The organism is Teredinibacter waterburyi (genome assembly GCF_001922985.1).
GTDB classification, from domain to species: Bacteria; Pseudomonadota; Gammaproteobacteria; order Pseudomonadales; family Cellvibrionaceae; genus Teredinibacter; species Teredinibacter waterburyi.
In genome coordinates, this window is the sequence record NZ_MRUH01000168.1 from 138,138 (window position 1) to 150,510 (window position 12,373).

General features: G+C 47.5%; 7 protein-coding genes. 6 read left to right on the forward strand and 1 reads right to left on the reverse strand.

Annotated elements, in window-relative coordinates:
* Positions 1–35: 35 nt before the first annotated feature.
* The gene (locus IDZ20_RS14750; RefSeq protein WP_188152215.1) at positions 36–767 is read right to left on the reverse strand and encodes an NUDIX hydrolase; all 732 of its coding nucleotides are present in this window, start codon (positions 765–767) and stop codon (positions 36–38) included.
* Between the two features lie 411 nt (positions 768–1,178).
* On the opposite strand from IDZ20_RS14750, the gene IDZ20_RS14755 reads away from it, so the two are divergent.
* The 6 genes from IDZ20_RS14755 to IDZ20_RS14780 all read left to right on the forward strand — a co-directional run bounded on the left by IDZ20_RS14755 (position 1,179) and on the right by IDZ20_RS14780 (position 12,353).
* Positions 1,179–2,672: a xylulokinase gene (locus IDZ20_RS14755; protein WP_188152216.1), complete on the forward strand. Its 1,494-nt coding sequence runs from the start codon at positions 1,179–1,181 to the stop codon at positions 2,670–2,672.
* An 11-nt stretch (positions 2,673–2,683) separates the two neighbouring features.
* The gene (locus tag IDZ20_RS14760; protein WP_188152217.1) at positions 2,684–3,631 is read left to right on the forward strand and encodes an aldose 1-epimerase; all 948 of its coding nucleotides are present in this window, start codon (positions 2,684–2,686) and stop codon (positions 3,629–3,631) included.
* 69 nt (positions 3,632–3,700) lie between these two features.
* Positions 3,701–5,032 (forward strand): xylose isomerase, encoded by a 1,332-nt coding sequence (xylA, locus tag IDZ20_RS14765; RefSeq protein ID WP_188152218.1) that lies wholly within the window; start codon positions 3,701–3,703, stop codon positions 5,030–5,032.
* A 506-nt stretch (positions 5,033–5,538) separates the two neighbouring features.
* Positions 5,539–8,994: a TonB-dependent receptor gene (locus IDZ20_RS14770; protein ID WP_188152219.1), complete on the forward strand. Its 3,456-nt coding sequence runs from the start codon at positions 5,539–5,541 to the stop codon at positions 8,992–8,994.
* A gap of 183 nt (positions 8,995–9,177) precedes the next feature.
* Entirely contained in the window at positions 9,178–10,749 is a 1,572-nt protein-coding gene (locus IDZ20_RS14775) for a tryptophan halogenase family protein (protein ID WP_188152220.1), read from the forward strand.
* Entirely contained in the window at positions 10,746–12,353 is a 1,608-nt protein-coding gene (locus tag IDZ20_RS14780) for a tryptophan 7-halogenase (RefSeq protein ID WP_188152221.1), read from the forward strand. Before IDZ20_RS14775 ends, IDZ20_RS14780 begins: the two co-directional genes overlap by 4 nt.
* Positions 12,354–12,373 lie beyond the last annotated feature (20 nt).

Below are 12,373 nucleotides of genomic sequence, written 5' to 3' on the forward strand. Positions count from 1 at the left end.
ATAGTTGTTGTGGATTAAGGCTCAGCGCAGACAGTCTAAACCTCGAACGAAAAACCCTGCTCGGTTAGATTGCTGTAATTGTCTTTATCGAAGCGATACAAATTTGCGGCGCGGTGGGCAACCCCCTTTTGCTTTTCGTTGCAGGGTGTCAGTAAGTTCATCTTCATAAACTTGCGGCGAAAATTCGGCTTATCTAATTTGATATTAAGAATGGCTTCATACAGTTCTTGAAGTTGCAGTAGTGTAAATTTCTCGGGTAGCAGGTTAAAGCCAATTGGCTTGTGACGCACTTGGTGTTGCAGCAGCTGAATGCCGTAAGTCAGAATTTCTTTGTGGTCAAAAACCAAAGCCGGTGTGTCGAAGGCGCTAACCCAAGAGGCATCCGAAGCGCTGAAACCAGCCACTAGCGGGTACTGGTCAGCGCTAATCAAGGCGTAGTAGGTGATGGTGACGACGCGTTCTGCTGGGTATCTGTCGACTTTGCCGAATGCTTTCAGTTGTTCAAGATAGGGGTGGGAGATGCCGGTTAAATCGCGCAGCAGCCTACTCGCGGCTTCGCGTAAATCTTCATTCTGCTTTATCCAGCCGCCGGGAAGTGCCCATTCGCCCTCGCGGATACCTTCGCCGTGTTTGATCAGCAACACTTTTAGCTCGCTGCCGTGCAGGCCGAAGATTAGGTTGTCGATAGAAAGGCCCTGCAGTGTCCCTTCGGGCACCGGAAACGGTTCACGGTTACTTTTGGCGGCGCTGATTAAAGCTGAAGTCACAGATTTCAATCCTAATTTTTGCGAAGACGGAGTGGCAAGTTTTACTCAATACTCGACTATTTTGAAGTTAAAGCGCTAAGCTTGTACAACATAAAATAACTTTTTGTTGTACAAGCTGCCGGCCTATATCTATTACTTAGCAATTACCTTGTAACGACTTAAAGTGTGCATCGTGCGTGGAGACGAATATGCGCACTGGCCAAGGCGTAAAACTTTGATGATGCTAGCACCAAATCAGCTTGTGGTCAAAACGACAATAAGGCTATACTGCCGCTCCACGGATTTGTAGGCGTTAATCAGCCATGTCTTCCTTGTCTATGCTCTAGTGGTGTTGATGAGTGCGTTGCTTTAGGTGTAGTTCCCAAGCGTGCTCTCAACGTAATTTAATCAGTCAACCAAAGAATATTGATCATGCTATTTTTAGGAATCGATGTCGGTAGTTCCTCTGTGAAGTTGTCGCTGTTAGCGGGTGACACAGGGCAATCTGTAGCCTCAACTCAGTACCCAGAAACTGAGCTCACTATTGCTAGTCCTAGTGCTGGTTGGGCAGAGCAAGATCCGGAGACTTGGTGGGATTGCATTCGCCAAGGTTGTAAGAAGCTTTTGGCGAATACGGCGGTGGATGCCAGTCGAATAAGCGCTGTTGGCATTTCCTATCAGATGCATGGTTTGGTGGTGGTAGATAGCGAGCAAAATGTTTTGCGCCCATCCATTATTTGGTGTGACAGCCGCGCCGTACCCTATGGGGAGCAAGCGCTAAAAGAACTGGGTGACGACTATTGCTTCGGCCATCTATTGAATTCGCCTGGAAACTTTACCGCGGCTAAGCTGCGTTGGGTGCAGGAGAATGAGCCCGAGATCTTCGCGAAGATCCACAAGGTTATGCTGCCAGGCGACTATATCGCTATGAAATTATCAGGGCAGATTCAAACGACGGCTTCTGGTTTGTCCGAAGGCACGTTGTGGGATTTTAAGGCGCGCACTAGTGCTGATACATTGCTTGCGCACTGGGGAATTTCACCAGACTTGATTCCTGATATCGTTCCGAGCATAGGTGCGCAGAGTATTGTTGCCGATGACGTTGCGGCCGAACTCGGCTTGCCGAAGGGGGTGCAGGTTACCTATCGGGGTGGCGATCAGCCCAATAACGCGTTCAGCTTAAATGTTTTACAGCCGGGCGAAGTGGCGGCTACGGCGGGTACCTCGGGCGTTATCTATGGTGTAACAGATCAGCAGGCCGCGGATCGACAGTCGCGGGTGAATACTTTTTTACATGTGACTGACACCGAGGCGCAACAGCGCAACGGTGTATTGGTTTGCGTAAATGGCGCCGGGCGCTCCTATAGCTGGCTGCGTCAGCTGCTGGGTAGTCAGGGTCAGGACGTCTCATACGGCTTGTTGAACGAACTGGCTTCTAAGGTTTCTATTGGCAGCGAAGGTTTGGCGTTCCACCCGTTTGGGAATGGCGCTGAGCGTATTTTTGGCAACCGCAATTTGGGTGCTCATTTGCGCAATATCGAATTGAATAGGCACGGCCTCGGCCACATCGTGCGGGCGGTGCAAGAGGGTATCGTGTTTGCCCTTAATCAAGGGTTTGATGTGCTGAAATCCTTGGGAGGTAGCTGCGATGTGGTTCGCGTTGCGAAAGGAAATATGTTTATTAGCGATGTGTTTACCTCTGCATTTGCCAACACCACGGGAGCCGCCGTTGAGTTTTACAGCACAGACGGTGCCGAGGGCGCAGCCCGTGCAGCAGCCTTAGGGAGTGGCTACTATAGTGCTGCCACGGAAGCTTTTGCAGGATTGACACGCTGTGGCACGGTTGAGCCAGATGCGGCATCTCAAGCGCAATATCAAGACGCTTACGCAAGTTGGCAGGCAACCTTGCCTTCTTCGCAAGATTAGAGAGGGTTGCCGTGTCAGATTATTCCAAGCAAACGCTTCGCATAACTAATAGCCAGATCGCACTTGAAGTGGTCCCAGAGTTCGGCGGTTTGCTTAACCGTTTGGATTTCACTACGGCAGCGGGGAAAGTGGTGTCTGTGGTAGCCGGCTTGGCGGGTCGAGCGCAGATGATGCAGAATAATCAGTATCGGGGAGTGCCTTTATATCCCTTCCCCAATCGTCTCGATGCGGGCGCGTATCACCATCACGGGGCGTCGTATCAGCTAGAGTGTAACGAGGCAGAACTCAACAATAATCTACATGGTTTTTTGTATAAATTGACGCCGGAAGTTCGCGCCTTAACGGAGGGCGATACGGCTAGCGACATAGTGCTGGGTTACCGATACGATGGAAGCCTTTCTGGGTATCCATTCGCTGCCGACATTGAACAGGCTTATCGGCTTGCAGCCGACGCCAGTTTGACTATGACCTACCGGGTGACCAACCTGCATGGCGACGTGGTTCCGGTGGGCTTGGGTTGGCATCCTTATTTTAGCTTGGGTTGTAGCGCTGACGATATGGAGTTGCAGTTGCCGCCGGTACAGCGACTGCTAATGAATGAACGTATGCTCCCAAGTGGTGAAGTTGAGCCGTTTGAGTATTTTCGAGACTCGCGGAGAATCGCCGATTGGTCGTTTGACGATAACTTTGTGTTGTGTGACGCTGGGTCGATTACCGACGTAACTACGACTATCTGGAACCCGCAGGGGCAGTTCGGTTTGCAGTTGTCGCAAGTGTGTGGCGATCGAGCTTACAACTATCTTCAGGTTTTCATTCCGCCCGATCGAAAGTCTATTGCGATCGAGCCGATGACCTGTGGGGTGAATGCATTTAATACAGGCGCTGGATTGATTGAGCTCGATCCGGGGGCCGTTTTAGAGGTCAGCTGCCGTGTGCAGCTAATAGAGCGACTGCCTTAGCATTGGGTAGGTCATCGATATCATTAAGTCTTACAAAATTTGGTTTTACGAAATAAAGGTAGAAGAGCTATGAGCGTTTTAATTGGTGATAAAGAGTATTTCCCAGGCATTGGTAAAATAGCCTACGAAGGGCCGGAATCCGATAACCCCTTGGCGTTTAAGTACTACGACGAAAACCGTGTTGTTGCCGGTCGTACCATGAAAGAATTTTTTAAATTCGCCACCTGTTATTGGCATTCGTTCTGTGGCTTAGGTCATGACCCCTTTGGTCCCGGCACTCAAATTCGCCCATGGAGCGATGGCCCAGATGCGGTTACGCGTGCACGTTTCAAGATGGATGCTGCGTTTGAATTTTTCACAAAAATCGGTACGCCTTATTATTGCTTTCACGATATTGATTTGGTTGAGGAAGGTCCGAGTCGCCTCGAGACGAGTAAGCGCTTAAGTGCCATTGTGGATTACGCGAAAGAAAAACAAGCTGCGTCCGGCATGAAACTACTTTGGGGTACAGCTAACCTATTTACCAACCCGCGCTATATGAACGGCGCCTCCACTAATCCAGATTTTAATGTGGTGGCTTATGCGGGAGCGCAGCTCAAGGATGCACTAGACGCTACCATCGCGTTAAATGGTGAAAACTATGTGTTTTGGGGTGGTCGTGAAGGCTACATGAGCCTGCTAAATACCGATATGAAGCGCGAGCAAGAGCATATGGCACGCTTCCTGACTATGGCTCGTGATTACGCTCGTGGGAAGGGCTTTACGGGTACATTCTTTATTGAGCCTAAGCCTATGGAGCCGTCGAAGCACCAGTATGACTTTGACAGCGCCACCGTTATCGGCTTCTTGAAAGAGCACGGTCTGGATAAAGACTTCAAGCTTAATATCGAAACTAACCATGCGACCTTGGCGGGTCATACCATGGATCATGAGCTTCAGGTTGCCGCCAATGCTGGAATGTTGGGCAGTATCGATGCGAATCGTGGCGACTACCAAAATCAGTGGGATACAGATCAATTCCCATACAATATCAACGAAACAGTTGAGATGATGTTGGTATTGTTGCGCAACAACGGTTTGCAGGGCGGTGGTGTTAATTTTGATGCTAAGACGCGCCGCAACTCGACCGACTTGGCCGATTTATTCTATGGTCATATCGGTGGGATGGATGTGTTCGCGCGCGCGCTACTGATCGCTGCTGATCTGCTAGAAAAGTCGCCGCTTGAGTCCATGCGTTCCGAGCGCTACGCCACCTTTAATTCTGGCAAGGGAGCGGAGTTTGAGTCTGGCGCTATGGATCTTTCTGCTTTGGCAGCACTCGGCAATGCCGGCGGTGAACCAGCGCAGCAAAGTGGCAAGCAAGAACTCTACGAAATTGTCGTTAATCGTTACGTACGCTAAGCCGAATGATTGACTAAGATGAGGCGGGACAGCGATGTTCCGCCTTTTTTGTTAGGGGGTGGTAATAGATGCGTGGTGCTGTGGAGAGGTTGCTTGCCTGAAGTGATTGGTTCGGCTCCCCCGGCTTGCCTTGCAGGTTAGGGTTTTAAGCGGCTTCGTAAAATAAAGCTCAGAGGCCTTCTATAATCGCTTTGACGTCTATGGGGTCATCTAAGGTATGTGTTGACGAAAAATCAACCATAGCCCCTGTATCGTCTCAAGCAACCTTTTGGCGTAAAAGTTAATTTGCAGTAAAAACACGTTTATCAGGCTTAACAGCTGTTTGACTATTATTGCGTATTCATGCAGTATCCTACGGTCACTTTTGCGACAGACAGCAAATTTCGGAAGAGCCTGAACTCTAGAGGGGGGAGGTTCCGTGTTTTGGTGTGTGTTGTCTGGGTTAATAGCTGGTGTTCTACAGAACGGCTTGTATTAACAAAAAATAATTTATAAGAGAGTAAGTTATGGCTATCGGAATCAATAAATTTGGCGCAAAAGCGGGATTTACCCTTGCGTCATCCTTGGTCGTATTGACCGGTGCACTAGCGGCACAGCGCGCGCTGGCTCAAGATGTTGAAGATGAAGAATATGATGGCATCGCAGTTGAAGAGGTGATTGTTCAGGGTACTCGTCAGAGCCTGCAAAATGCCCAAGATATTAAGCGCGAAGCCGATACATTTGTTGATGCAATTTCAGCATCGGACATTGGTGCACTTCCGGATCGTTCTGTACTCGAAGCGATGCAGCGTCTACCGGGTGTGTCAATTGAGCGTTTTGCTGCTAAAAATGACCCTGATCACTTCAGTGCTGAAGGTTCGGGCGCAGTAGTTCGTGGTATGACCGCGACGCGTACTGAATTTAACGGTCGTGACTCCTTTACTGCAAACTCTGGTCGCGGTCTAAGCTTCCAAGATGTTGCGCCAGAGCTTATGAGCTCTGTTAAGCTTTATAAAAACCAGTCTGCCGACATGATTGAAGGCGGTATTGGTGGAACGGTAAGTCTGTATACGCGTTTGCCCTTTGACCGTGATGGTGAGACTGTTTCCTTCTCCATGGATAATACTTACTTTGACCTGAACGAAACTTGGTCGCCAACCTATTCTGGTTTGTATAGCAACCGTTGGGAATTTGACGATCTAGGCGAGCTGGGTTTATTGGTAAGCTTTGCTCAGGGTAAATCGAACAGCCGTTCTGATGGTATTCAGTCTGAAATTTTCCAAACTCGTGATCGCTCAATCTTCGATGACAGCTATGCATTGGGTGAAGCCTATGTAGTAGTGCCAAACGGCTCTAACGTAAGCATGAAAGAAGATGATCGTGAGCGTAACGGTTATTCCTACGCGTTGCAGTGGGCAAACCCAGAAGATACCTTGCAGGCGGCCGCTACCTACTTGAAGTCTGATTCCAAGTTGTCTTGGAATGAAAGCAAGATTTCTTATCAAGGAGACGTTGTTCAAAATCGTCTCCTTACCTTGGATACTATGCCTGCTCAGGGCACGACCTTCCAGTTCGATAACTCAGGTGTTTTCTCTAACGGTATTTTGGCTAATGGTCAGGGTTGGCGTGCGGGCGTAAATGACGCTAATAGAATTCCAAGTGGTACGAATGCAGAAATTACTTTTGGTGATGATCCTTCGCTCTACCCGTCTGTGAATCGATGTACGCTTCCTGCTGCTCAGTGGAACGCTTATGAGATGGAGCTAGATGATGAAGGGCAGCCAGCCCGTCCTGACGGGTGTGGCCCAGATGGTGGGGAACTCGTTGAAACCTTTGGTCACCGCTTCCAGACGACTTCACGAGTTAAGAATCAACGCACAGTCGTTGCTGATTCATCTTTTAATTTAAAGTACACGCCGAATGACGATTGGGAAGTTATCCTTGATTATCAGCACGTTGACGCGACTACCAAAGATGATGATATGGAAATCATGTTGGGTACTGTCGCCATGCAAGATTTCAGTCTTGGCGGTAGCACTCCATCGATGGCGTTGGTTAATCCGTGGGATTACACCCCGCCCGATACCCTCGGGAATTTAGGTGCTGAAGCGCAAGAATTGGCTGCGTCAGATTACTTTGTAAATCCACAGGCTTATTGGTGGAAGGCCGCCATGGATCACTATGAGCGAGCAGTGGGTGTTGAAGATGCTGCTCGGGTCGACGTTACGCGCTTTTTTGAAGATGGCTTTGTGACATCTCTTAAAGGTGGTTTACGTCAGTCAACACGTGACCAAGAAGTGGCTTACAGTAAGTATAACTGGAAGCAAATTGCAGAAATCTGGGGCGACGATCACGGTAGTAAATACACAGGCGATGATAATCCCTATGTAGATGGCTATAACGCCGCTTGGTTGGACTTGCCTATTTCTGAGTCTCTAAGTGGTTACTACGAAGCTGTGGATTGGAGTAGTTTTAACCGTGGTAACGGCTCTTTCACTGTTCCTGGTGAAAATCCCAACCGTGTGCTTCACCCTAGCAGTGAGTTAGCTAATCGCTATTTGGAATGGGGCTCTTTGTTAGCTGATGTAACTAAGCCTGCCGTCGAGCGTGATGGTTGGGAGCCAGTTCAAGATCGCGATCTTGATGGTGACGGAAAAGCGGATACCACAGGCTACTTCCTTCCATCCGAATTAAGTGACATTAGCGAGACCAACACCGCTGCTTATATTCGCATGGATTTCGAAACAGAAGTTGCCGGTGCGCGAATTAGCGGTAACGTTGGTTTGCGTTATTTCCAAATCGAATTGGAGTCCACCGGTTCAATTCAATTCCCTGACTTGGTTGTTAATGATAGCGGCTCGGTTGGTGATCGCAATCGTTACTTTGACGAGTTGGAAGGCAATGCAGCATCTGTTCCAGAAGAGTATCGTGGTATAAACGAGCCTGGGTTTGCGAATAATGCTTACGTTACAACTACAGCTACTAACAAATACGATGATGTTCTACCTAGCCTTAATTTGAAGGTCGAGTTTACGGATGAGTTGATGGGCCGTTTTGCAGTGTCTAAAGCTGTGGCGCTTCCAGATATCGGTAAACTGCGAAACTATGTATCTATTAGTCCTGAGCAAGTTGTTGCGCGATTGGACGATAATACGATTACAGATCAATTAGATACCATTCGAGAAGATCAGATATTGGCGACATGGGCAACGGGTTGGAGTGCGAGTGCTGGTAACCCATTCCTTAAGCCAATGGAGTCGATTCAATACGATGCATCGTTAGAGTGGTACTTTGCTGATGTAGGTTCTTTGACCGCTTCTGTTTTCTATAAGGACTTGAGCAACTTCTTTGTGTCTGGGGCATTCCCTCGTGCGATCACTAACCCTTCCACCGGTGTGACAGAAACCGTCAACGTAAACGGTGTGGTTAACTCTGGTGACGGTAGCATGTCCGGCTTTGAGTTGGCATATCAGCAGACTTACGACTCATTGCCTGAGCCGTTCGACGGTTTAGGCACTCAGTTGAACTACACCTATATTGATGCTAAAAGTGTACCCAACCCAGATTTGGCGGGTGACGCAACTGTTGATTTGTCAGACGCAGACCTAAGCGATCGCGAAGGTATTGCCTACACAGGTCTGCCGTTGGAGTCGCAGTCTCGTCATACCGCTAACGCGGTTGTTTTCTGGCAGAAGAATGACTGGGATGCGCGTTTGGCGTATAACTGGCGCTCAGGCTATTTGATTACTGCGCGTGATGTAATTAATCCATATCGCCCAATTTGGAGTGCTGCTGCTGGTTATCTAGATGCGTCTGTATTCTATAACGTGACTGATGAATTACGCGTTGGCTTCCAGGGTCAGAATTTGTTGAACACTACGGTTAAAACCGAAATGCAAATTTCTGAAGATGGTTACACACAGGGTCGTTCATGGTTCACCAACGATCGTCGTTACTCTTTGATCGTACGTTTGAACTTCTAAAGTCAAGCGTTTCGCTCTAATTAAATGCGCGCCCTTATCGGCGCGCATTTTTTTTATCTGCGGGTTTTTACCTGCGAAACTAGTTAAATTGGATTTAGTTTGATCCAATTATAGATGTGAAACTGTATTATTCGTTCTAATCGACGTTAATCTGTAACCAAGAAAACTGAGATACTGGCATACATGGCAACACAAGCTATACAAAAAATCGCCATCGTTGGTGGGGGGACCGCAGGCTGGATGACCGCCGCGGCATTAATGAAGTTTGTCGGTACTGCGAGCGATAAAAAAGCACGCTGTGAAATTGTGTTGGTCGAGTCCGACGAGATTGGCACTGTCGGTGTTGGTGAGGGAACTCTTCCTTTGATACGTCAGTTCAATCAAACCTTAGGGATAGATGAGGCGGAGTTTATTCGAGAGACCAACGCGACCTATAAGCTCGGTATTGAGTTTTGCAATTGGGCGCGGATAGGTGATGCGTATCTACATCCCTTTGGTGACTATGGTTTTCCTGTCGACGGAATTGAGTTCTATCATTTTTGGTTAGCGCTTAAAGAGAAAGGGTTAGCGGGTAGCTTGGATGATTATTCACTACCAGCACAAATGGCTTACGCGAATAAATTCACCTACCCCGAGCGAGATCCGAGCTCATTATTGTCGACCTTTTCCTATGCGTTCCACCTAGACGCAACGGCCTATGCGCGCTATTTACGCCGTCGAACCGAAGCTCAGGGAATAAAACGAATCGAAGGTAGGGTTGAACATATTATCCAAACTGAAGATGGCTCTATCGAAAGCCTAAAGTTAGCGTCGGGTGAGGATATCTCTGCAGATTTATATATAGATTGCACAGGATTTCGCGCATTGCTAATCGGAGATACGTTCAAAAGCGAGTTTTGCGATTGGAGCGAATGGTTGAGCTGTGACCGTGCGGTAGCAGTGCCGACAAGTCGAACTGGAGAGTTATTATCCTATACCAAAGCGATAGCTCAGCCCGCGGGTTGGCAGTGGCGTATACCCTTGCAGCACAGAACCGGAAATGGATATGTGTATAGCTCCAAGCATATTAGTGATGATGAAGCTTTTGGAACATTAAAGCGGAACCTAGATGGAGAGCTGTTGGCTGAGCCAAACTTTTTACGGTTTAAAGCGGGCCACCGAAAAATAAGCTGGATTAAAAACTGTGTAGCTATAGGTTTAAGCTCCGGTTTCCTAGAACCGTTAGAGTCAACGAGTATCCAGTTGATTCAGCAGGGTATAACTAAACTTTTGGAATTGTTTCCGAGTAAAAATATCGAGTCGTGTTTAAGTGATGAGTTTAATCGCGCTATGCTTCTAGAGTACGAATCGGTACGAGATTTTATAGTGTTAAATTATCACGCTACCGAGCGGGATGATTCTCCCTTCTGGGACTACTGCCGGCAAATGGGTATTCCTCAAGAGCTTAAAGAGAAAATAGACCTTTATAAGCGCCGCGGTTACATTATCGAACAGCAGCAGGCGCTGTTCCTTATTCCGAGCTGGTTAGCTATTTATACAGGCCAGCATCTTGTACCAGAAAAAGTTGATCCCAGAGTGGCCGGCTTTGATCTTCCTAAGTTAGCTGAGCGCGCTGCAGAATTAAAACAGCAAATAATAGATGCGTTAGATAAGATGGCCAGTAATAACGAAGAGCTGCTACGTAATTGCGCGCCGAATCATAATGACGCATCACCGCAAGCTTATCGAAATCTTTATGGTCAGTCGCGAATATGAGCCAAAATAAGTTAAGTCGACGGGAACTATTAATTGTCGGTGATTCGGCCGAAACATGGGTTGCTGCCGTGGCTGTTGTACGCAGTCTTATCCGTAGTCTCGACCGAGACCTTGTTAGGATAACTATCGTCGATACGGCGCCAAAAAATGCACAGTACCCGCCGTTTGTAGGCTTTCCCGAAGACGATGACTTCCAGCGGTTTCTCGGCGTTGACGATAAAGCGTTACTGGCGAGTGGGGCGGCGCAATTTTCACTGGGAAATACCTTAACAATTAATAATACGGATTCATCAACGCGCGGAAAAAATAAATGGCTGTGCTTTGGTGACTATGGCTTCACTGCTCGTGGTGTCCAGTTTCAGCATATCTGGAAGCGAATAACAAGCGAAGAAGTAAGCGATAAGCACATCGAATATCACGACTTCTGCTTCAGTGCGAAACTTGCGGCAGAAAATAAGTTTTGCCAGCCACAGCAGCAGGGAAGCTTAATGTCTTTGTTAGATTACGGACTTAACTATCAAGCAACAGCGTATATTGAGAATCTAAAAAAAATTGTTACGGCGCTTAGTAGAAAAATAACTAAACCCGACAATATTATTGTTGAATATTCGGAAGTGGGCGCTACCTCAACCAATAATATTAACTTAATGCCCGCTGAAAACGGCGCGGATCTTAGCGCGACCGACTCAAATCGACCTGCTACGCTAACGCTAAATGGCATTACGCGCGAATTTGATTTAGTAATAGATACCAGTTATCAACCATTAGTAAAAGAGAATAATAAAAAGTCCGATACGGAAAGCCGATTTGATTATGACTCTTGGGCGGAAGATTATCGTTACACGAGTGTTGAAGTCATTGCTGAGCCAAGTGAAAGCGCTTTAGTTTACGGCGAAATAACTCAGTCTAAACACGCGTGTAGTTCGTCGCTGCAATTTGGTAACACAAAAATTACGACACGCTACGCCGACGGATTTCAGCAGAGCTTAACCACAGCAACACAGCCGTATATCGCAGCGCCACGGAAAACAGATCAATTGTGGCGCGATTGTTACATTGTTATGGGCGTAGCTGCATTTGGTTTCGTACCGCCATACATATCCAGTTTTAATTTAATTCAGCGCCAACTAACACTATTTCTAAATCTTTTTCCAAATAGTGATGACTATGAGATTTGTGCTGCGGAATACAACAGGAAAATGGCTATTACTGCTAGACGATTGAACGCTTTGTTGGCGATTAGCTCGGGATCTAAGTTTTCAGGGGCTGATAATGAAAATAGACGAAAATTAATTTCAAGTGGCGAAGACAAACCTACCATGACTTTGTCGGACGTAGACGAAGTTCGCCACCGTTTACATCTATTTCGGGTTCGCGGCCGCGTTGCTTTTTACGAAGATAGCCTGCTTACCGAATCCCAATGGGCGACCTTGCTAATTGGCTTGGGCGTCACAATCGAAAATCACGACCCGCTACTGGATCGCTTGGATTTTGATAAGATCAAACAGCAGCTTGTTATGGGTAATCAGAAAATGCAGCAAATGCTAACGCAACTCCCTAGCCTAAATGAATATACTCAATATGTTCTTTCTTTAGCGAAATAAATAAAACTTGGTCAATAACA

What these genes read in the sequence shown, in the direction of transcription:
- IDZ20_RS14755 (WP_188152216.1), top strand. Translation starts at nt 1,179, where the DNA reads ATGCTATTTTTAGGAATCGATGTCGGTAGTTCCTCTGTGAAGTTGTCG.
- xylA (WP_188152218.1), top strand. Translation starts at nt 3,701, where the DNA reads ATGAGCGTTTTAATTGGTGATAAAGAGTATTTCCCAGGCATTGGTAAA.
- IDZ20_RS14770 (WP_188152219.1), top strand. Translation starts at nt 5,539, where the DNA reads ATGGCTATCGGAATCAATAAATTTGGCGCAAAAGCGGGATTTACCCTT.
- IDZ20_RS14775 (WP_188152220.1), top strand. Translation starts at nt 9,178, where the DNA reads ATGGCAACACAAGCTATACAAAAAATCGCCATCGTTGGTGGGGGGACC.
- IDZ20_RS14780 (WP_188152221.1), top strand. Translation starts at nt 10,746, where the DNA reads ATGAGCCAAAATAAGTTAAGTCGACGGGAACTATTAATTGTCGGTGAT.